The sequence below is a fragment of the Candidatus Chlorobium masyuteum genome, assembly GCF_011601315.1.
GTDB classification, from domain to species: domain Bacteria; phylum Bacteroidota; class Chlorobiia; order Chlorobiales; family Chlorobiaceae; genus Chlorobium; species Chlorobium masyuteum.
In genome coordinates this window covers 608,143-630,176 of record NZ_JAAORA010000002.1, presented here as the reverse complement: position 1 = coordinate 630,176, position 22,034 = coordinate 608,143, and the positions used below count along the sequence as shown (strand labels likewise).

Annotated in this window: 19 protein-coding genes and 1 tRNA gene; 7 read left to right on the top strand and 13 right to left on the bottom strand. The window is 48.8% G+C overall.

Translation table 11 applies throughout. The annotated features are described in order from the left end of the window. Positions 1 to 12: 12 nt before the first annotated feature. On the bottom strand, positions 13 to 711 hold the full coding sequence (locus G9409_RS06520; protein WP_166807981.1) for a carbonic anhydrase: 699 nt from the start codon (positions 709 to 711) through the stop codon (positions 13 to 15). 253 nt (positions 712 to 964) lie between these two features. Between G9409_RS06520 and G9409_RS06515 the strand changes: the two genes are divergently transcribed. After that, positions 965 to 1,234 (top strand): CopG family ribbon-helix-helix protein, encoded by a 270-nt coding sequence (locus G9409_RS06515; protein ID WP_166807980.1) that lies wholly within the window; start codon positions 965 to 967, stop codon positions 1,232 to 1,234. Next, a complete protein-coding gene (locus G9409_RS06510; protein ID WP_166807979.1) occupies positions 1,222 to 1,512 on the top strand; it encodes a type II toxin-antitoxin system RelE/ParE family toxin in 291 nt (96 codons plus the stop codon). The genes G9409_RS06515 and G9409_RS06510 overlap by 13 nt, the downstream gene beginning before the upstream one ends. Before the next feature lie 34 nt (positions 1,513 to 1,546). Here G9409_RS06510 and G9409_RS12150 read toward each other — a convergent pair whose 3' ends face one another. Continuing rightward, positions 1,547 to 2,089: an energy transducer TonB gene (locus G9409_RS12150; RefSeq protein WP_166807978.1), complete on the bottom strand. Its 543-nt coding sequence runs from the start codon at positions 2,087 to 2,089 to the stop codon at positions 1,547 to 1,549. A gap of 459 nt (positions 2,090 to 2,548) precedes the next feature. On the opposite strand from G9409_RS12150, the gene G9409_RS06500 reads away from it, so the two are divergent. Beyond that, a tRNA-Ser gene (locus tag G9409_RS06500) sits at positions 2,549 to 2,635 on the top strand. A 380-nt stretch (positions 2,636 to 3,015) separates the two neighbouring features. Here the strand turns inward: G9409_RS06500 and G9409_RS06495 are convergent. From G9409_RS06495 to G9409_RS06455, 9 genes are all read right to left on the bottom strand, one after another. Continuing rightward, the gene (locus G9409_RS06495; RefSeq protein ID WP_166807977.1) at positions 3,016 to 4,119 is read right to left on the bottom strand and encodes a hypothetical protein; all 1,104 of its coding nucleotides are present in this window, start codon (positions 4,117 to 4,119) and stop codon (positions 3,016 to 3,018) included. A gap of 15 nt (positions 4,120 to 4,134) precedes the next feature. Then, positions 4,135 to 5,649 (bottom strand): hypothetical protein, encoded by a 1,515-nt coding sequence (locus G9409_RS06490; RefSeq protein ID WP_208019672.1) that lies wholly within the window; start codon positions 5,647 to 5,649, stop codon positions 4,135 to 4,137. 600 nt (positions 5,650 to 6,249) lie between these two features. After that, a complete protein-coding gene (gene htpX, locus G9409_RS06485) occupies positions 6,250 to 7,125 on the bottom strand; it encodes a protease HtpX (RefSeq protein ID WP_166807975.1) in 876 nt (291 codons plus the stop codon). Between the two features lie 13 nt (positions 7,126 to 7,138). Further along, positions 7,139 to 7,978: a M48 family metallopeptidase gene (locus tag G9409_RS06480; RefSeq protein ID WP_166807974.1), complete on the bottom strand. Its 840-nt coding sequence runs from the start codon at positions 7,976 to 7,978 to the stop codon at positions 7,139 to 7,141. Between the two features lie 131 nt (positions 7,979 to 8,109). Further along, positions 8,110 to 8,379: a hypothetical protein gene (locus tag G9409_RS06475; protein ID WP_166807973.1), complete on the bottom strand. Its 270-nt coding sequence runs from the start codon at positions 8,377 to 8,379 to the stop codon at positions 8,110 to 8,112. Between the two features lie 112 nt (positions 8,380 to 8,491). Beyond that, a complete protein-coding gene (locus tag G9409_RS06470; protein ID WP_166807972.1) occupies positions 8,492 to 10,162 on the bottom strand; it encodes an autotransporter outer membrane beta-barrel domain-containing protein in 1,671 nt (556 codons plus the stop codon). Between the two features lie 2 nt (positions 10,163 to 10,164). Then, positions 10,165 to 11,040 (bottom strand): phosphate ABC transporter substrate-binding protein, encoded by an 876-nt coding sequence (locus G9409_RS06465; RefSeq protein ID WP_166807971.1) that lies wholly within the window; start codon positions 11,038 to 11,040, stop codon positions 10,165 to 10,167. Positions 11,041 to 11,146: 106 nt separating this feature from the next. Next, entirely contained in the window at positions 11,147 to 12,007 is an 861-nt protein-coding gene (locus tag G9409_RS06460) for a phosphate ABC transporter substrate-binding protein (protein WP_166807970.1), read from the bottom strand. 227 nt (positions 12,008 to 12,234) lie between these two features. After that, positions 12,235 to 13,119 (bottom strand): PstS family phosphate ABC transporter substrate-binding protein, encoded by an 885-nt coding sequence (locus G9409_RS06455; RefSeq protein WP_166807969.1) that lies wholly within the window; start codon positions 13,117 to 13,119, stop codon positions 12,235 to 12,237. A gap of 246 nt (positions 13,120 to 13,365) precedes the next feature. On the opposite strand from G9409_RS06455, the gene G9409_RS06450 reads away from it, so the two are divergent. Both G9409_RS06450 and G9409_RS06445 read left to right on the top strand, forming a co-directional pair. Continuing rightward, positions 13,366 to 14,085, top strand: coding sequence for a type 1 glutamine amidotransferase (locus G9409_RS06450; RefSeq protein WP_166807968.1), 720 nt, complete (start codon positions 13,366 to 13,368; stop codon positions 14,083 to 14,085). Then, the gene (locus G9409_RS06445) at positions 14,078 to 15,436 is read left to right on the top strand and encodes a deoxyribodipyrimidine photo-lyase (protein WP_166807967.1); all 1,359 of its coding nucleotides are present in this window, start codon (positions 14,078 to 14,080) and stop codon (positions 15,434 to 15,436) included. The genes G9409_RS06450 and G9409_RS06445 overlap by 8 nt, the downstream gene beginning before the upstream one ends. Positions 15,437 to 15,694: 258 nt before the next feature. Here the strand turns inward: G9409_RS06445 and rnr are convergent, their stop codons facing one another. Beyond that, on the bottom strand, positions 15,695 to 18,109 hold the full coding sequence (gene rnr, locus G9409_RS06440) for a ribonuclease R (protein ID WP_328700118.1): 2,415 nt from the start codon (positions 18,107 to 18,109) through the stop codon (positions 15,695 to 15,697). Positions 18,110 to 18,524: 415 nt separating this feature from the next. Continuing rightward, positions 18,525 to 19,649: a magnesium/cobalt transporter CorA gene (gene corA / locus G9409_RS06435; RefSeq protein WP_166807965.1), complete on the bottom strand. Its 1,125-nt coding sequence runs from the start codon at positions 19,647 to 19,649 to the stop codon at positions 18,525 to 18,527. Positions 19,650 to 19,834: 185 nt separating this feature from the next. Between corA and G9409_RS06430 the strand changes: the two genes are divergently transcribed. Both G9409_RS06430 and nifV read left to right on the top strand, forming a co-directional pair. Continuing rightward, positions 19,835 to 20,551: a DUF3592 domain-containing protein gene (locus tag G9409_RS06430; RefSeq protein ID WP_166807964.1), complete on the top strand. Its 717-nt coding sequence runs from the start codon at positions 19,835 to 19,837 to the stop codon at positions 20,549 to 20,551. Between the two features lie 307 nt (positions 20,552 to 20,858). After that, the gene (nifV, locus tag G9409_RS06425) at positions 20,859 to 22,016 is read left to right on the top strand and encodes a homocitrate synthase (RefSeq protein ID WP_166807963.1); all 1,158 of its coding nucleotides are present in this window, start codon (positions 20,859 to 20,861) and stop codon (positions 22,014 to 22,016) included. Positions 22,017 to 22,034: the final 18 nt, after the last annotated feature.

Below are 22,034 nucleotides of genomic sequence, written 5' to 3'. Positions count from 1 at the left end.
ACCGCGCTAAAACTACTTTATCACCGTAACAATCCCGTCATCAAGGTCATAGTAAGCCTTGACGATCCTGATCTCACCCTTTTGAAGCGCTTCGGCAATAATCGGCGATTTGGTGGATAACTGACCGGCGACGATCTCCACGTTTTTATGCATGCAGCGCTCAAGCAGTTCGGCTTTGGTTGCTTTCGCTCCTTCAGCCATCACCGCCGTAATGGCCGGGTCGATGGATGTAATGAGTGAGCCGATGTTGCCTTCAACTGTGCCGCCGGAGAGCCGGGCCTCATAGGCTGCCGTAACCGCACCGCATCGCTCATGACCAAGCACCATCACCAGCCTTGCACCCAGATGCTCGACCGCATACTCAACCGAGCCAAGCTCATGGGCTCCGACAATATTTCCGGCAACCCGAACCACAAACAGCTCTCCAAGCCCCTTGTCAAAAAGGATCTCGGGAGAGAGGCGTGAATCCGAACAGGCAATGATAACGGCAAAAGGGTGCTGAGCGGTGGCGAGCGACTTGCGATAACTGACTGAAGCGTGACGAGTGAGGTTGCTGACCTCTCCTTTTTTGGCAAACTGCCGGTTGCCGTCAAGCAGCAAATTCAGTGCTTTTTGGGGCGCAACACCCTCCGCTTCAGCATGCCCGGCATGAGCCGTTTCTGCAGAGAGCAGAGAGAGAAGAGTAAAACAGATCGCAACCAGTTTTCGCATTGTACCGCTTGATTATCTGATTAATTTAATTGGAAATCCGCCACTCCGGAAACCTGATCCATTCCATAATATACGCCTGCTGATTCCATATTTCCCGGAGGTGTGCACTGGTGAATGAATGCTCTCTCTACCCGCGCAGGATTGCGGATTGCGTAATGCAGGCTCTCTTCTTTTCCGATCACAACCTGCCTACTAAGGAGTGGTTGTCAAAAGTCACAAAAAGTATTACCTTATAACAAAAGGAGAGAAGATCATGACTCAGACTAAAAGCGTCAAGTTAGACGACACAACCCAGCAACGCCTTGCAGCTTTGGCTCGTGTACGCGACAGATCACCGCACTGGCTCATGAGGAAGGCAATCGAAACATTCCTGGACAGCGAAGAAAATTACGAGCGGGAAAAACGCGAGGATTTGGAACGATGGGAACGGTATCAATTATCCGGTGAAACTATCCCCCATGAGAAAGCTGCTGCATGGATTGAAAATCTGGCGAAAGGAAAGGTGACCTCTTGCCCCAAATAAAGTGGCTTCCGGAGGCATTAGCCGATGTTGAGCGGCTTCATGCGTTCCTGCACGAAAAAAATCCCGGTGCGGCAGCTCGGGCAGCACAAGCAATTCTTGACGGAGCGGGTTTGCTCAAATCAATACCGGACATTGGTCACCCGATGAACGATGACACGGGAAGGCGCGAATTGGTGGTATCTTTTGGAACGGGCGCTTTTGTTCTTCGCTACATGCGGGATAGGAACGATACGGCTGTTATTATTCGCGTCTGGCACAGCAAGGAAAACCGGGCTTAGAGCCGGTTAAAAGTCAACTTGGGCACGTCCCCCTCTAATCAAATTGAAATTTTATCGGAACAGTCAACCATACCTTTATGGGACGGCCATTCAGAATAGCTGGAGAGTATGCAGATTCCATTACGGACTTGATAGCAACCTCATCAAATACATAACAGTCAGCCGGAATACGCTTCATAACTTTTACCTTTTCTGGTCGACCATCTTTTCCAATCAGAACATTTACAAACAACTTGCCAGTAATTCCTTCAATTCTTGCAATCTCGGGATAGACGGGTTTTTTCTGATCAAGAAAACCAGGCATTTTGTCACATGGAACAAATATAGGAACTTCATCATCGGTGGATGAACTAGATCCTTTTGAACCTAAACCCTGTCGTTCCACAGATTCAGTTCCGATAAAACTTGGATTGCAATCTAATGAACACCCATGAGCATGGTAATAGTGTAAGTTATACTGTTCTGCATTTACTGTTGCAAAAAGCAACACAGAACATAAGACCGGCATCAGTATTTTTTGTGCATTGCAAACGAGGGAGAATACCTGTCTATGGAGAATGAAGGAGTATGTGGGCATCTTGATAGATGGATTGTGCTGACTGCTGAAAAATTGAATAATTCACCATTATCACATCGAAGTTTAAGAAAAATACTTGTGACATGGAAGTAAAGACGGAAGCCTTGATGTAATATAAAAGAGTTTTTTGGATGCAAAGTGTTACATCAGGAGAGCACCAGAGCAGTATTACCCGTATGCTTATCATTTCATAAGGTTCGTCTACTCAATCCACCAGACCATACTTCCTTTCAATCCGTCTTCTCTTGACCACCGTGGCGGAGGAACAATCCAGATACTGTGCTATTTCAATCACCAGTCTACCTGCCTAAACCAAAATCGATCGATGCATGATCATCTGTTTTACCGAAGCTCAAGTCCAATTACAGACAAATAGCATGTAAAACTGTGCGGAAAAAGGTGCGGATTTTTTTAAATTCACTGCCGTCAGCCACAGGCGAAACCGAAAGCATCAGTTCAGGAGAGGTGGCAGAGTGGTTGAATGTGACGGTCTCGAAAACCGTTGTGCGCGCAAGTGTACCGTGGGTTCGAATCCCACCCTCTCCGCATAAAAAGAAAGCTTCCGTAAAACCGGGAGCTTTTTTTGTTAGTGACTGCCCCATGAAAATGAGGTGGGATGAGAACCCACGGGAAGTGGAGTTCGACAAATGGGCCGCGCACGCGGAACATTTGGACGGCGACCGAAGGGTAGCCGCCCCGCAGAGCGGGGTGAGATGCCGACGAAGTCGAGCATCGAATCAATTCCACCCTCTCCTACAGAAAACCCGCGCCCTAAGGGCTTTCGTGTTCATGCTATCAGTTAAGAATCGTTTCCTGCAGTAGTCGTGCCCCCGTCATAGATTTACAGAACATTTGGGTTTAGAAAGTTCAGCTCACGGCCCTGAGGTGCAGATTCTAGTTAATTGCATTATCGCAAAGCGGACATTTTAATACAACGTAAGCAGCCTGAGTATTTTTTGTTCCGGCTTATATTCTAAAGCAGCGAGCAAGCGAGTGGGTTCTTCCGATGATCGTGATGGCAATTCAATGATTATATTAAATTTTGCGATATCGTATTCTTCAAGAACAACAAGGTTGTAGATGTAGCTTCCTGAAATTTTGGCTTTAATAAGTTCGCCTAGTTCATTAGACGTGATCGCCTCTAACCCGGCCCGCTCAACCGAGTTCTTCTTAATGGTCTTCACGTAATTAAGTCTTGCCGCTTCCACTTCTACCACAAAATCGTCTAAGGGAAGAGGTAGGAGGCTTATTGCGTTCAATGCTAACTCGGTATCGACTTCAAAGCCAGAGAATACCGGGCGTTCGATTTTAAAGCTCAGCAGCACTCCCTCCAGATCCGAGGACACGCTTCGACAGGTGAAGCCTGTCTCCTCGAACGGATACCCACACATATTCAAATCGTCGGCATCAGGACGATCCGGTTCATGACCTTGGATAAAAATGTGGCCATGTTTGATGCCAAGATTCACCAGCATGGTCGACAAGTACAACTTGAAAGCGGAGGCATAGGTCGTATCAGCAAAGCCGACATAAGCCTCATAACCTGCCAGCCCTTCATCAAATCGGCGTACCATCGCGTCGGTCAGGTTGTTTAGGTAAACAATGTAAAACTGGGAAGGGTGCCGAAACTCGACGTTCCGACGTAGCCGCACCGATTCCTCAAAAGCAGAAAACAGCTTTTCTATCTCGCCAGGTCGATCAAGATAGTCTCCAACAAGTATGCTGTGATTGCTTCTTTTGTCTAGTTGAGGAATAATCCGCTCGAAAACATCCAACCCATACCAGCTTGATTCAATAGCTGTTGTGTCGAAAACAAGAGCTATTTCCCGGCGCTTCCTGTCGGGAACAAGCGCACTCCTCAAATTCGAATAGGAGATACCCTTCTTTGAAAGTATATCTTCCAACGTTGCACGCATGCCCTGAATCTGTCGGTGCATGTGGTGTGGAGTAAGTTTGAAATAATTGCGGATCACCTCCAGCATGACATTATCGCGTGCATTCAGAGTGTGAATTGGTTTGGTCTCAGTCATAGCCAGAGCCTATTTCTAAGGGGTTAGAATCGTGAAATCAGATAGGTTCACGCCATAGAATTTATTAAAGATCTCGTTTGCCCAGCTTGCGAAATGGCCTGAATTATAGTGGTCAGACATCCAACTAAAGTCACAGTTAAATGGTCCATCACGTAAAATCCATTGCTCAGTGAGTTCATATAGCGGCATCATTCCATAGAATTGATCAAATGTCGTCTGTACCGCCTTCTCTGATCGGTTTGGCCATTTTCGGGGATAAACGCCATCCTTGTCAGCTTTATCACTGAAGAGAGACAGATGACGAAGCCAAGTCGATTGCACGTCCATATCGCTGGGATGGTCCGCCATGTAAGCACCGGGCCAGCAGAAAAAATGGGGGGTTTGAAGTTTGTCCAGACACATTGCAATGAATTGAGCGAGAAAAACCCTGACGTTCAAATTTTTCGGTATGAATTCAAACGACCTATACTCTTCCATGAGTTGCTGAACACTTGGATAGTCTTCCACCCATTTTGAAACTTCCCTTAGTGCTGTAAGAGGGTGATCGTATCCGCAAGGGGATGTCAGTTCCGCCGCAACTTCATTATATTCATCTCGCGACAGGTCCTTTATTGCTGTTTTGAGATGCGGCTTGGCTTTGATCGTAAAACAGAACTCTGCGAAGCGTATCCCCACGTCGACGTCATGGATCAGGTTTTCAAAATAATCGACATTAAAGGGGAAGCCGCGCGTCGGATTTATTGAAATATCGCATACGAGAAGGAACAGTGGGATGATAGGATCAAAAAAACTCGTCGGCCAGTCCGTTTCCGAAAGTTTGAGGAAGCTCTCAAACGCTTGCACATATATGCCTGACAGATAACCCTCCATGCGCCACTCTTCACAGGAAAGCGGCTCACTTCTTGCTCGATTTAGGAAATCCAGTTGGATGAAACGCGCTTGTCCTTCATATATCGCCTGCAGACCGAGTGGCGGAAGTATGACGTTCGATCCCTTGTGGAATCCCGGATACTCTTCTGCATGAAGCCTAAGTGTCTCAGTATCCAAATGCTCCATGCTGGGCAGGAATTCAAATTCAGGATCAATGGAAGCTGAGACCATTCCCACCAACTGACCGTAAACGATGCTATACGTGTAACCAATATCTTCAAAATGGTTCTGCTTTATCATCCATTGAATGGCCTCCCTTGGTCTTAAAGCGTAGGATGTATAATAAAAAACATCGAGAGCATTGTTAACGGCGAAATTCGCAGCAGCAAGTTTTTCCTGCGCCACCCAGCCTTCATCTAAGAGAACATTATCTGTCCATCGCTTAAGTGATTTTATTGGACCAAATTTTACTAGAACCTCCTTTAGCTCTGCCATCGTGGAATGGCACTGTGAGAAATAGCTAAGGCTCAATAGCAGACCTGATGTCGATCCGCAATGCTGCCACCAGTGAACGGTTTCATGGATATAGGTTGAGTATGCCTGCAGAGCTTCCCAAGGAACTGGGCCGTTACCGTAAGCGTTGGCTTCGATCTTATCCATAAATGCATGATTTATGGGACTTAGCCGTAAAACAAAGCGAGTGGTTTCGTAAGACCCGTGCGCTTTAAGCGTGGCCGCAAAGGTTAGGGGCACATCAAACTGATCGCCTTGGGGATTCAGCAAGTCAGGCTGTAGGTCGGAAAATTTCAGCGAGCTAGTCATAGATCACTAAATCTTAATATAGATGTCGTCTCCAGGTTAGAGGTTCTGTTCCAATGAGCGTCACAGTGAGCTGATAAAGCATGATCTGATCGGTCAACAGTTCCATCTGACGTGAATCACCTTGAAATGTAATTATTTTCACAATGATGCGTTAAGAACAACAAAGGTACTTCCCTGTTATTCCCTGATATTTTTTTGTGTAACTGTAAGAAGCTCAGCATTGACAGGGATTGTCAGGTTTCGCGCATGCTTTAAAAAACGTAAAATTAGCTAATAATTTCCCTGTTAGCAGGGATTTCTTTGGCAGAGAGAAGTGATCGGAGGACTACCAGCACCGCGGAAGTCCGTTTCCGACGGAATTGCCCGAGAGCCCGCCGTGAGCGGGCTTTTGCATTCAAGGGGCTGAGTTCTGCACGTTTGAGGTAGCCGGACTCAGCCCTATGAACCCCGGAGTGCAGCTATGCGTTCTTCGAGGCTCGGGTGGGTTGCGAATAATTTTTTCAGGCCGCGGGCTGTTTTGCCCGATATGGCGAAAGCGGCTATTTGAGCGGGCATGACCGTAGTCTGCTGCATCAGCTGAAGCTTTTCAAGCGCCGCAATCATCTTTTGCCTTCCAGCCAGGGTTGCCGCGCCTGCATCTGCACGGAACTCCCGTTTGCGCGAAAACGACATCACAACAATCGAGGCCAGTATGCCAAGCATTATTTCGGCGATGATTCTGGTTATGAAAAATGCCGGCCCTGTGCCCCGTTTGGTGTTAAAAACCGCTTTATCCACGACGTATCCGATAAGGCGTGAGAGAAATATGACAAAGGTATTCAGCACGCCCTGAATCAGAGTCAGCGTCACCATATCGCCATTGCTGATGTGTGAAATTTCATGCGCAAGTACACCCTCAGCCTCCTCGCGGGTCATTGCACTGATCAGGCCCGAAGAGACCGCTACCAGCGAACGGTTTTTTGTCATCCCTGTAGCAAATGCATTGACTTCTGCAGAGTTGAATATGGCAACTTCCGGCATCCCGATTCCAACCCTTTGCGACTGGGTTCTCACGGTATTCAAAAGCCATATTTCAGCTTCGTTGGCGGGATTTTTAATAACAACAGCTCCGGTAAAGCGCTTGGCCGTCCACTTTGAGAGCGCCAGGGATATAAACGCGCCGCCAAAGCCGAAAATAAGCGAAACAACCATCAGACTGCCGAGATCAAGACCGCCTGCATTCAAATATGGCTGTACACCGAGCAGGCTCATGGTAATGGAGAGCACCAGAACAATGGCCAGATTGACGACAAGAAAATAGAAAACACGCTTCATAGTAAACTCCACTCTATTTGCGGTAATAGCGCATCGCTTCAGGAATTTCCGACTGAATCTGGCGAATCCGGGATTCCGGCGCCGGGTGGGTACTGAGAAATTCGAGAGGCCGGTTTCCCGGTTGTGCGGCCATACGGCGCCAGAAAGGGACGGCTTCATTCGGATCATATCCCGCCATAGCCATAAAGATCAGCCCGATATGATCAGCCTCAGTCTCCTGCATGCGGCTGTAGGGCATAAGGAAACCAAAAGTAGTTCCGATACCATATATCCCGGCCCAGAGATCTTTGGTCTTCTGTGACTGTGACGAAAGCGCCTCATTTAACGCTATGCCTCCCATCTGGCTGATCAATGCCTGACTCATCCGCTCATTGCCGTGACGGGCAATCACATGGGCGATCTCATGCGACATGACAACGGCGAGCCCCGCATCAGTTTTGGTAAAGGGAAGAATGCCGGTATAGATGACAACCTTTCCGCCGGGAAGGGCAAAGGCGTTGACATCCTTTGACTCAAAAAGCTTGAACTCCCAGAGATAGCCATTAACCTCCGCTGCCATGCCATTAGAACGTAAATAGTGCTCAACGGCGAGCTGCAAACGGGTACCGACATTTTTGACCAGAGCTGTATTTTTCCTGTCGGCGCTCTCCTGATTCGATTTTTTGAATTTGCCGTACGTTTCGTTGCTCAATGCGAGCATCCCCGAAGAGGAGACAATATTGAGTTGTGAACGGCCGGTAATCGGCACGGTCACACATGATGAGAGCAGCATGCAGTGCAGCAGCAGCAGAAGAGCCCATGAGCCCTTGTGCTTGAAAGCGCACGCCAGAGAGGTTTCAGGCTTCGTTTGCATAGAAACAGCAGTAAGTGCCAGGAGCGTTGTCGGCAATGACGACAAGGTAAATATAGCTCTTGTCCGATCAGAAAGTCAACCAGAGAACATCTGCTTTCCGCAGAGCAGGGACATGCAAAATCTGATGACGGTCATTCAGGGGGATCGATTGTATCGACCGGCAGTATTTTTGAGAGGATTTCACCGGAAGATTTAAGCAGCTCCTGACTTTTGGGGTGCAATGCCAGGGAAGCCGCCAGAACGCCGATTCCACCCACTCCAATTCCATGAATGGCATGCAATGCCAGAGGAAGGGCGAAAGGAATCGCCAAAGGGAGGGCGAGGGCGATGGGTGCCAGTTTTACAATGCCGGAAATATCCTCCTGTGTTACCTGTTCTTCTGCTTCCTGCTCTTCAAACATGACCAATGCCGGTTAGTTACCGTTACCACTCCACATAGCCTCATTAACCACCTTGAAACTTATCCTTTTTTATGCTCATGCACTAAAAAAAATAATACGCCATCACAAGACGTCAAAACAGGTAATTCATTGCAACAGCGAAACCTGATTGCCGGTTACCCGACTGCGCCTGACGAAATCCCTCTGCGGAAATAAAAAACTCCCTGGAGAGCGCTGTTTCAATACCTGCCCTGCCCGTAAACATTTGAGTGGTTCCGATAGCTGCCGATGTTGTAAAAAAGTCACTCCTGCCGTTCATGGAGGCGGTAACCTCCTGTGCATCAAGACGTTTGGCAAAGGCCCAACCGATTACGACATAGGGGGTAATTGTTTTCTGTCCATCCAGCAGGATCGCTCTTTCAAAGCGCACATCCGCCCTGCCATGCAGGGTCGCGGCATGAGCGGCTGCGACAGTCAGGTTCAGACTTTCGGCTCCGGTTTCAGTAAAACTGTTTCTTGACTGATAAAGCCACCCGAAACCGAAAGAGGGGCGGATGTTCAGCATACCGGCATTAACCAGAACACCTGCACGCAAGCCGATATCCGCATTCCATCCTTTATAATCAGCATTTGCTGTTCTTGCTATGCCGCTGAGCGGAGAGAGCAGGGGTCCATGCAAAGAGGGCAGATAGAGGGTACCGATAGCGATATTTCGCGATGTCTCTTCCGCCACTGAACCCACACTCACCTCCCCCTGCAGAAATGCCCGGTCGATAAGCACTGCCGAATAGGCCTCTGCCCGGTAATAGTCCGCAACCGCCTGCCCGCCGTTGTCAGCCCAGTAAACGGTACCATGCATCCATGCAAGCGAGATCCCTGACAGCGTACGATCGGAACTCTTTCTGTCGAAACCGAGAATCATCGCATTGATATCGCCGTCATATCCCGAGTCGGGCGAGTGCTGAAAACTCCTTGCGGCTTTTATCCAGAAACCGGGCGTTGCATTGTTCACTACAAATCGGTCGATACGGTCGTCTGTGGCTTGATTTTGCAGCTCCACAGCATAGTGTGCCGAGGAGGCAAGGTTATCAAAGCGTTGAGCCGTAAGCGTACCAAGTGCGCTGTTGAACAGGTCGCGACTCGCGGGATTACAGAGCACGTCGAGCGTATTGTAAACCGTTTCCATATCAGAGTATGCCGCAGGTATAGACGAGTCAAGGTAAGCTCCAATTTTACGACCATTATCGGTATCTGCCACGCTCTGGTAGGAGAGCGCCGCATCCATCACCGGTTGCGCATTAAAAAAAATGGTATAGGGGCCGCCGTTTGCCTGTGATTGCTGGCCGCCGCCATCTCCCCATCCCTCAATCGGACCGGCAATGCCGGTATAGAATGATTCGCCGGTGACGGATAAACCAAGCGTCATCATGGAGGGTGTGTTCGGCAGGGCAAAGAGATCGCGGATTTTTTGAGCACTCAAGCCGCGAACAGAGCTGATGCGCATCACCCAGCTTCCCTCCTGACCGGAAGCGTTTGATGAAGCTGAAGGATTATAAAAACGGATAAAAAACTGGGGCGTCGTTGTTGTAATGCTGGTCACGCTGGTGGTCAGTGCCCAGGGCCCTTTGTCTGCAGCGTAAGCGGCATTGAGCAGTGCCGGGTCGACAAGAAAAGGGGTGTTTCGGGTTCCAATCGGTTGTGTAAGGGCTCCCCACTCTGCCGCACGGGAAGGTAGAGGCAGCCCCGCAAACGTCAACAGGAGCAAAAGATGCAACACAGAGCGAATCACAGGAGCCTCACACATACTCAATCAACCGGGATAAAGCCGTTTTCAGTGAGCCTCTCCTTGCCTTCTGCGGTTGACGAGTACTCAACAAACCGCTTGAGTACGCCGAAGGGCTTACCATTCGTGTACATGTAGAGTTTTCTGCAAAGAGGATAGATCTCGTTTTTTATGGTATAGGACGTGTGATCGATACCATTGACCAGAAGCGGTTTGACTGATTTATCTATCCAGCTGTGTCCGATATATCCTATCGCATTCGGTGTCAGATTGATGCGGCTTCTGATTTCGCGATTGTTGAAGAGCGTTATAACCTTCATTGACAAGGGTGTTTTTCCCATAACGATGTCGTTGAAGGTCTCCACCGTACCGCTCCCCTGCTCCCGCTGAAGCAGCACAATCGGTCGATCCTTTCCCCCAACCTCCTTCCAGTTGGTATAGGCTCCTGAATAGATTTTGCGGAGTTGATCAATTGTCAAACTTTTCAGAGAATTACCCGGATGGACGACCATGACGATCGCGCCCAGGGCAACCGTGTGCGGAACCGGATTTACCCCCAGAGCCCTTGCCTCGGCCAGCTCTTTATCGTTCATCAACCTTGTCGTGCTGGCAATGTCACAATTTTTGTAGAGCAGCGTGTATATGCCCCGTTCAGAGTCACTCTCATTGACTCTGACAATAACTCCATCACTTTTGAGAAAATCAAAGGCAAAAAGGTTGGCGATAAGACCGGGTGAAGGGGCTCCGTCTATAACAATGGAGTTACCGGAAACAAGACCGGTTGGAGAGGCGGGCGTTCCTATCTCAAAACTCTCGGCTTTGAGCGTTCCGGCAGCACCAATGCTGAAGAGGAGAGCACGTAACAACATGCTCCTGATAACACTGAGAGTTTTTTTCATGAAACAACCCGTTTTATTAAAAAAACAAACCGCGTTCTGCCTTTCAATTAATCAAAATTCCTGATCCGGAAAAATTTTTGCCTGAGCGGAGCACGTTCAAAAGCACTCAGTCAGCGGAGACATAACCGTTTTCAATGACCGCTTTTTGGCCTTCGTACGTTTTTGAGTACTCAACAAATCGCTGGAGAACACCGAAAGGCTTCCCGTTTGTGTACATATAAAGCGGCCTGCAAAGTGGATAGGTGCCATCTTTGATGGTTTCGGGAGTGTGATCGATACCATTAACCAGAAGCGCTTTGACTGAACTATCAATCCAGCCGTGCCCGATATATCCTATTGCATTCGGAGTTTCGTTGACCCTGCTTCTGATTTCGCGATTGTTGAAGAGCGTTATAACCTTCATAGACAAGGGGGTTTTTCCCATAACGATGTCGTTGAAGGTCTCCTCAGTACCGCTCCCTTGCTCCCGCTGAAGCAGCACAATCGGGCGATCCTTTCCCCCAACCTCCTTCCAGTTGGTATAGGCTCCTGAATAGATATTGCGAATCTGATCGATACTCAACTCTTTTATGGAATTAGCGGGATGAACCACAATAACGATCGCACCCAGTGCAACCGTGTGCGGAACCGGATTCACACCCTGACTCCTTGCCTCGGCCAGCTCTTGATCGTGCAACAGCCTGGTCGTCGTGGCAATGTCACAATTTTTGTAGATCAGGCCGTAGAGCCCCCGTTCAGAGTCACTCTCATTGACTCTGACAACGATGCCATCCGTTTTGAGGAAATCAAGCGCAAAGAGATTGGCAATAAGACCGGCTGAAGGAGCCCCGTCTGCAATGATTTTATTATCGGATACCAGTCCGGAGGTAATCGCTTTGTTGCGGGCATCTACATCTACTGAAGTGAACATGCTGAAGAGAGCCGCACCGATACCTATCCTCTTAATAAAACTGATAGTTCTTGTCATGAACGGAAGATTTTATTAATAAAGAGCATGGCGTGTGAAGAGCAATTGTAAAAGAGAGAACACACAATGAGCTCTCATAATTCAATCACAAGAAATTCTTGTTACAATTACAACTATCGGGGGAGAGGATTACTCGTTGACAACGGAGGAGTTACAGCGGAAAGAAGCCCGCTGGCACGGGCTTCTTTGTTAAAACGTATGGTAAAAGTTGTTCAGATCCATCTCATTTACCGGTTTTCTGCGATAAAACCGTTTTCGCTGAGTGCTCTCTGGCCATCAGGTGTTGTTGAGTACTCCACAAACCGTTTCAGTACGCCGGTCGGCTGACCATTTGTATACATGTAGAGGAGCCGGTGAAGCGGATAGCTCTTGTCCTTGATGGTTGTCGGCGAGTGATCCACGCCATTGACGAGAAGCGTTTTGACCGAGTTATCAATCCACCCGCGCCCGATCATGCCAATGGCGTTGGGTGTAGAAGCAATGCGTCCGATGATTTCGCGATTGTTGAAGAGGGTTACCGCTCTCATTGAAATCGGTGTTTTTCCCATCACAACGTCAGTAAAGGTCTCCTGTGTACCACTTTTATTCTCGCGCTGAAGCAGCACAATCGGACGATTCGGCCCGCCAAGCTGGCTCCAGTTGGTATAGGTCCCGGTATAAATTTTGCGAATCTGGTCAATTGTTAAACCGGAGAGCGTATTAGCCGGGTGCACGACCATAACGATAGCATCATGGGCAAGCACGTTCTGAACTGGTTTTACACCCTCCCGTTTGGCCTCGGCCAGCTCCTGGGGGCGCATAGGTCTTGCGGTCGTGGCAATGTCACAATTTTTATAGATCAGGCTGTAGATCCCCCGCTCGGAGTCACTCTCATTGACCTTCACAACAATGCCTTCGGTTTTCAGAAAATCCATCGCAAAAACATTGGCGACAAGACCGGCAGAGGGGGAACCATCAATGATTATTTTATTGTCGGCAACCAGACCCGTCGGCTGAATGCGTGCAGTAACAACTGAATCCGCCCCATAGGCCACCATAGTTCCGGAAGAGAAAAGGCTGAAAAAAGCTGCGCTCTTAAAGATCTTCTTTACAATACTGATAGTTCTTTTCATGTAGGGATGATTTCATTAGATAAATCAACATGGAATCTGTAGCGAAAATTAAAAAAAGCACAACACACTGTACTGAATCTTCATATCAAGAAAAAAAATTATCTGGAAATATATAAGAATCTTAAGTCATTTGAATCAAGAGTTTCATCAGCTTTTGTTGTATTTTTTTTAATCTTCGAAAAAAGATATTGAAAAAAAAACCTGTATTGATGCCGAATTGAACCAGTAAAGTAACTTACATCCCCTATGAAAAAGCCTCTCCTGATCGTCAAAAACATCACCCACGAGGCTCCGGGACTGATTGAAACTGCTCTTTCTGACAAGGATTTCACATCGCACGTCGTGGATCTTGCTGCGGGTGACAGCTTCCCGGATCCACGAAGCTATAAAGCCGTTGTGGTACTTGGCGGCCCACAAAGCGCCAATGACCTGACCCCATCCATGCTGATGCAGCTCGCCCGGATAGAGGTCGCGCTTCAGGAAGAGATCCCCTACCTCGGCATCTGCCTCGGCATGCAGACGCTGGTTAAAGCGGGAGGCGGAAAGGTGCTGAAATGCCCCGTTCAGGAGATCGGGTTTACAGATCAGGAAGGCGAAGAGTACCGCATGCTGCTCACAGCCGAAGGAAAAGAAGACCCTCTTTTTTGTGGGCTTTCAGAGAGTATCAGGGTCTTTCAGCTTCATGGAGAGACGGTTGAACTTGCTGCGGGGATGAAGCTGCTTGCCTCCGGCAGGCTCTGCCCGATACAGGCTGTAAAGGCTGGAGAAAAAGCTTATGGATTGCAATGCCATGCTGAAATGACATTGAGCATGTTTTTGTCATGGCTTGCTCTTGATGCCGACCTGAAAAGCATGGATCGCACGGCCCTGATCGAACAGTTTGAATCATTCCGGCATGAGTACACCGCAACAGGGATACAGCTTATCAACAATTTTCTCCGTATTTCCGGCCTTGCTCATGATTGATCCCCGCCGTATAACACTCCTCAATAACTGCCGGGATAGGAGCGGCCCGGTCATCTACTGGATGTCACGTGACCAGCGGGTCCGGCATAACTGGGCACTCCTGTTTGCCCGAAAAAAGGGAGAACTGTTGCAGCAGCCGCTGATGGTGGTTTTCACCCTTGCACCATCCTTTCTCAATGCCCCACTCCGCCATTACGACTTCATGCTTAAAGGGCTTCAGGAGGTTGAAGGAGCGCTCCGGAGACTGAACATTCCCTTTTATCTCCTGCAGGGTGAACCGGAAATCGAGCTTTCCCGCTTCGCCCGTAAGATGAAGGCCGGAGTTGTGGTTACCGACTTTTCGCCACTGAAAATCAGCAGAAAGTGGAAAACAACGCTTGGAGCTCAGCTCACGCTGCCGCTCTATGAAGTCGACGCTCATAACATTGTTCCCTGCCGGATCGCATCCGGCAAACAGGAGTATGCAGCCAGAACATTCCGGCCGAAAATCAAGAGCCTGCTCGGCGAGTTTCTGACCGGATTCCCTCAGCTTGAACCGCTTGATGCAACAACTGAATCGCTTCCTGTTGATTGGAACGGGATCCGCAGCAGCCTGAAAGCTGACCACCAGGTGGCGCCTGTCGATTGGCTTAAACCGGGAGAGGAGGCTGCGGCTCACTGCCTTGAATCATTTCTCAAAAACAGACTCTCTACCTATGCAGAACGGCGCAATGATCCGAACAGCGGTGTCCTCTCCAATCTCTCTCCCTACCTCCATTTCGGTCAGATCAGTGCGCAGTTTATTGCACTTCAGGCTTCAGAAAGCAGCGTGCCGGATGAGAGCAGAAGCGCTTTTCTTGAAGAGTTGATCGTTCGCAGGGAGCTTTCGGATAACTACTGCTTCTATAATGACCGCTACGACTCCTTAGATGGCTGCCCGACCTGGGCAAAAGAGTCACTCATAAAACATGCTGCAGATCACCGGGATTACATCTATTCACAAAAAGAGTTTGAAGAGGGGGCCACACACGAACGGTTATGGAACTCAGCTCAGCTTGAGCTGGTTACAACCGGTAAAATTCACGGCTACATGCGCATGTACTGGGCAAAGAAGATTCTTGAATGGAGTGAAAGTGCGGAACAGGCCTTTGAAACAGCCATTGCACTCAATGACCGCTACGCTCTTGATGGAAGGGATCCAAACGGCTATACAGGAATTGCATGGTCAATCGGCGGAGTGCATGACCGCCCATGGTTTGAGCGGCCGGTTTACGGCAAAATCCGCTATATGAACGCATCCGGCTGCGCAAGGAAGTTCGATGTGAACCGATACATCGCCCGATTTGAAGAGATTCCGGATTTTGAATTCTGAATTTTGGATCAGGGAAAAAAGAGGGTTATCCACGAATACTGTAGGGGGCAAACCTGTGTTTTTGCCCTGTGAATGGAATGGATGGCCCACCAGAGGAAAAGGATTCCGGGTTATCATCCCGAACCCTCCCTCTGTGTCATCTTGAACCCTCCTCTTTTGTCATCCCGAACGCAGTGAGGGATCTCATGTCAATCGGAATCAAGATTTCTCACCCCCCCCCCGACCTGTCGGGAGGATTCGAAATGACACTGCTTAGAGTTACGATTCGGCTGATTTCGTGTCAGATTTGCTGTCATCGATGGCAAGATCGATGGTACGGCGCTGAATATCGACGCTGTGGACCATAACCTTGACGCGTTGACCGATCTGGAGGCGCTTCTTGCGGCGTTTGCCGACAAGTGAGTAGGTAGCCTCATCATATTCGTAATAATCGTCGGTAAGGTTGCGCATGTGCACCATCCCCTCGATAGCAAAATCAACCATTCTGACATAGATACCGTAGTCGGTTGCACCGGAAATAACACCGGGATAGACCTTGCCGACATGACTTGCCATATACTCCACCTGCTTGAGCTTGATGGATTCGCGTTCAGCTTCGACGGCACTTTTCTCGCGCTCGTTGGATATCTGGCAGACGGTCTGGATTTTATCGGTCAGCTCCGCGAGGCGCGCGCTTGTGATTTTGCGGCGTTTCTTTCTGAGACCCTCATACTCAAAGAGCAGGCGGTGTACAATAAGATCCGGATAGCGCCTGATGGGTGAAGTAAAGTGGGTATAGTGCTCGAACCCGAGACCGAAATGGCCAAGATTGTCGCCGGTATAAACCGCTTTTGACATGGAGCGGAGCACAAGCTCGCTTACGAGAAACTCGACATTGGTTCCCTTGACCTGCTGCAGGAGCTGACGGAGAGCCTTGGCGGTAACAATCGGCCCCTCTTTGCCACGGTTGAGCTTGAGATCAAAGCCGAACCGTTTGACGAAGTTGGAGAGAATGATCACCTTCTCCTGCTGTGGAGAGCCGTGCACACGGTAGATGACCGGCTGGGCCTCTTTTTTGTTCTCCTTGAAGGTGCGGGTCAGATACTCTGCCACCTTGCGGTTGGCAAGCAGCATAAACTCCTCAATAAGCCGGTGACTGCCGAGCCGCTCTTTTCTCATCACCTCAAGCGGTTCACCCTTGCTGCCGAGCTTGAAACGAACCTCTTCGGTTTCAAAGTCCAGACCGCCATGTTTGAAGCGCTTTTCACGAAGCAATACGCTGATACGGTCAAGCAGCTTAAGTTCGTCTGAAAAATCACCCTTGCCCTTCTTCAGAATCTCCTCAACATCTTCATAGGCATAGCGGCGCTTGCTGTGGATGACCGTTTTCTGAAACTCGTGCTTGCGGACTTCCCCCTCTCCGGTCATGGTAAAAAAGACCGAAAATGCCATCCGGTCAACACCGGGATTGAGACTGCATATCTCTTCGGAAAGCCGGGAAGGCAGCATGGGAATGACACGGTCCACCAGATAGACCGAGGTTGCCCGTTTGAGTGCCTCGCGATCCAGCGGAGAGTTTTCGGGCACATAATGCGAAACATCGGCAATATGTACGCCTATTCGGTAAAGTCCATCTTCAAGCGTCTCAACAGAGAGCGCATCGTCGAAGTCTTTTGCATCAACAGGATCGATAGTAAAGACAACTTTGTCGCGGATATCAAGGCGTCCTTCAAGATCCTTTTCGGTAATACCTTCACGGATGGATGAGGCAAAATCAACAATCTGTTTGTCAAAGGTTTCATCAATGCCTTTACTGCGTGCAATTGCGCTCACCTCAACCGATGAATCACCGGCCTGGCCAAGCACTTCGAGCACCTTGGCCTGTATTACCCCTTCCCCGGTAAAATCAAGCTCACCGACCAGTACCTTCTGACCAGCCTTTGCTTTTGCGGAGAGACGGATCGGCACAACGATTTCAGGAAGCAGCTTCCTCTCGTCAGCCTTGAGGGTGAACCTGCGGCCTGACTTTACGAGCGTACCGACAATGGTGGTGATGCGGCGGGAAATAACTCGCTGAACAAGACCTTCGCAGCGCTGATGGGGTGTGGATTTCGAAGAGTAGGTATCAGGAACCTTGGTAACCAGTACCTCGACTTCATCACCATGAATGGAAAAATTCAGGTCACCCGCCTTGATGAACACATCATCATCAAATCCCTCGACATCAATGAAACCGTAACCGTTGGGATGGGTGATGAGTCGACCGGTATAGCTCTTGTCCACCTTGTACTGCTCCTTTCCGGGCACGGGAAAAGGCTTTATATGAACAAGATGGTCTTCATAGGTTGCCGCATCCACACCCGACATTCCGTAACAGCGGTTGGAATCCTTGTCAACCGTACCCTCCTCCTGAAGCTTGTGGAGTACATACCAGAAACCGGGAAGCTGCTTTGACTCCGTATATCCAAGGACTTTGGCCAGATCAACCGACCGGAACCGTTCACCCTCATGGTCGGTAAAAAAGGTGATAATTTCAGCTGCAAGTGAACTTTCACCCCGTCTGAACAAAAATTCGTTGATCAGAATATGATCATTTGCCCTTACCCGCTCGCCGGTATGCGACGAAGTCTGCCGCGACCTCTTGCCCGCGACGGGGCTCTTTGATTTTCGGTTAAACCGCTGCTGTCTTGCCACTACATTCAATCGTTTATGTTAGCATTCTCCGAAAGCCATGCCTGTTTCGGATGGTTCCGGCTCCGCTCAGTCAAAAGCTCATCATGTTCCTGAAAGTTAATAACATCAGGAACTTCAGCAAAAAATCAGCACTTTGAGGGTGTGAAGAGTTGAAATCCGGATGCAGCAATCTGCCGGGGAAAAACCCGGCTCCCTGAGGAGAATGATGTACCTGCAACAAACATGAAATCCCTGTTTCAAAAGAGTTCAGGCCATATGCAGGTTACAGACTTAAACTTCAGTTTTTTAACATAATGAATAAGAGACGATAAAACACCCTTTCCTCCCGGTGATTTTCCGTATTACCGCTCCGAATAGCTTTTTATTATCGATTATTACCATCGGGGCAGCTCGCCTTATTACGTTCAAAGGCACCCTAAAACCACTTTCTTGTCCGAAAGTAAACCATCATTCCGGCAACAATCATCCCCATGAATCCAAGCAGGACAAAGAATCCCCACTGCCATTCGAGTCCCGGCATCGAACGAAAATTCATTCCGTAGACTCCGGCAATAAAAGAGAGCGGCATAAATACCGTAGCGATGGTGGTCAACACCTTCATGATTTCGTTCATCCGGTTATTGACAATGGCAAGCCATGTATCGTACATGCCGATAACGATATCACGATAGGTTTCAATGGTTTCATTGATAAAAATGACATTGTCGTAGACATCCCTGAAAAAAGGCCAGGTAGCTTCATCATCAATGACCGTATAGTGCTCCCTGCTGATACTGTTGATGATCTCCCTCATCGGTCTTACCGATTTTCTTAAAAGAATAAGCTCCTTCTTCAGTAGATAGATAGACTCAAACGTATCACGCCCTGAGGTTTCAAACAGCTCCTGGTCGAGAAGTTCAATCCGGCTTTCAAGCTGCTCAAGTATCACAAAATAACTGTCGACGATAGCATCAATCAGAGCATAGGCAAGGTAGTCCGCTCCCCGCTTTCTGATTGATGTCCCGGTGCTTGTTATCCTTGCCCTGAGAGCGTCAAACATGTCTCCCGGTTTTTCCTGGAACGTCAGAACAAAATTACTGCCGATCACCAGACTCATCTGCTCTTCAGTGATCTCGCCTGTTTGAGCATCATAATCAAGTGCTCTGAACACAAGAAAAAGGTAGTGTTCAAAGTCCTCTATTTTGGAGCGCTGCTCGGTATGCAGAATATCTTCGAGGGTAAGCGGATGGATATCGAAAAGCTTGCCAAGCGCTTCAATGACCGACACATCATGCAGACCATCAATATTCACCCAGAGAACCTTCTGCTTATCCTTTAATTCTGCACATTCCGCAATGCTCTTGAGCGGCATGTGAAATTCGTGATCTGAATCGTAACCAAAAACCGTTATGGCCGGGAAATCGGTTTTCTGCTCTCCGATGTGCTGGAGTGTACCGGCAGGCTGCCCTATGGTTTTTGAAATGTTCCGCATCACCTTTTTTATCGGCTTCACGGTCGGGTGAGCTGCCCGGACTTTACGCAAACTTTTTTTACCTTTCATAATACACCGGTTTCCATAGCGAGACTGCCGACATTGGTCCGGCTTTGCCGGAGGCAGAAGAGTAACACCGTACGATATCATTTATGGAAATATACATGCCGTACAGTCAGATTTACGATAAAACTGAAATGACCTGCTTTCAGACCTGACGATTTTGCATTAAGTCAACACACCCGGAGAAAACCATGAAAGTTCTTACAATCATCAAATATCTCTTCACGACTTTTGGCATTGCCATGCTCCTGGGCACCTTCTGGATCAGTGACAATACCCGCACATTCCTCTCAAAAGCCGTAACAACAGAGGGTAGTGTTGTGCACCTCATCGAATCCTGGTCCGGCAGTTCAAACATTTCACATAATTCAAAAATATACCGGCCTGTCATTCGTTTTACTGATGGAAATGGTTCACCGCAGGTGTTCATCTCATCAACAGGCAGCAATCCTCCTGCCTACTCGGAAGGCGAAAAGGTCGAGCTGCTCTACCTGCCTGATGACCCTCAAAAAGCTCAAATCAATGATTTCTTTTCACTCTGGGCAGGCTCCATAATTCTCGGCGGGTTGGGAGGGGTGTTCTTCATCATTGGCGCAGGTATCTTCCTCGTCCCCATGCTCAAAGGAAAGAAAAACGACTCCCTCAGAGAGCAAGGCACCTCTGTTGAGACAGAGTTTCAGTCGGTTGTAATGAATACCGCCGTTTCAGTCAACGGGAACTGCCCGTTTCAGGTCATAACGCAGTGGAAGAATCCCGCAACATCAGAGATCCATGTTTTCAAAAGCGACAACCTCTGGTACGATCCGACGCAGTACATCCAGAACAGGCGGATACGGGTGTTCATCGACCGGAGCAACCCGAAGCGATACTGCGTCGATCTCTCCTTCCTGCCAAAACTCGCCGAATAACAGACATCGCCCGGACTGAAAGGTCATACAATCTGCACGCTCAATTCCCGGATTGTATGACTCATACCGGGCATGTATCTCAATCCGCTCCCTGCTCTTCAAATCACTCCCCGAACCTGAAATAATCCCCCGGAAAAGGCTATTTGGCAAAAATAAACACACAAATCAACATTATTGTCTGATTTATTACTATATTTTACCTTATAGACCTGATTTATTTAGTGTAAAAAGGTAGATTGCCTAAATAAACACAATTACCGTACTTTACTTTTTCCGAAGTGACCTGCTGACAGAATAAAGGACTCTTATGCATACATCCGGCTCCATACCATCAAAATCCGGCATCAGGCCCTGGATTATCGATACAACCCTGAGGGATGGTGAACAGGCTCCGGGAGTAGTATTCAGCAGTGCGGAAAAAATGGAAATCGCCCTGGAGCTGGCTGATACCGGAGTCAACGAACTTGAGGTGGGGTACCCTGCCATCAGTGAAGAGGAGCGCCAAAGCATCAGAAAGATAGTCTCCCGGCAGCTTCCGCTTCGTCTTTCATCCTGGGCAAGGGCAAAATGGCAGGATATAGAGGATGCATGCCGTTGCGGCACTGAAGGTGTACATATCAGTTTTCCTGTATCAGCGCTCTACCTCCAGCTCATGGAAAAGGATTATGCATGGGTACAGCAGCAGTTACATGAACTCGTCCCGAAAGCAAAAAAATATTTCACCTATGTCACTGTGGGCGCCCAGGATGCAACAAGGGCGGAGCCTGAACTGCTGAAACAGTTTATTCTCGATGCCGATGCATGCGGCGCAGACCGGATACGGATTGCCGATACGGTCGGCATTGCCAATCCGGTATCGGTTATGACGCTTGTCGGACTCCTGAAATCAGCCAGTCCGGCGGCACTTGAATTTCATGCACACAATGATCTCGGAATGGCTACAGCCAATGCATTTACCGCTCTTGAAGCCGGATGCAGTGCCGTCAGTGTCTCGGTCACCGGACTCGGGGAGCGGGCGGGAAATGCTGCACTTGAAGAGCTGAGCGTAGCGCTTGAACTCTCCGGAAAGTATGATACCCGTATTGATATGACGAAGCTTTCGCGACTCTGCGCAACCGTCAGCAAAGCATCAGGAAGAGTGATTCAGGATCAGAAACCGGTTGTCGGAAAGTCCGCGTTTCAGCATGAATCGGGCATTCACTGCGCTGCTCTTCTGAAGCATCCACTCTCCTACCAGCCCTTTCTCCCGGATCAGGTTGGCAGGGAACATCACGAGCTGGTGATCGGAAAACACTCGGGAAGCGCTGCCCTGCAGCACTATTTTTCAGGTAAGGGGCTCGTGATAACAAGAAACGAAGCCAATCATCTGCTTCCGATTGTCCGGACCACCGCAAATGAAAAGAAAAGAGCTCTGAAAGCACATGAGCTTGAGAGGATTTACAGCACGTTAGCGGTAAAACAGTAATATTTCAGACCAGAGAGA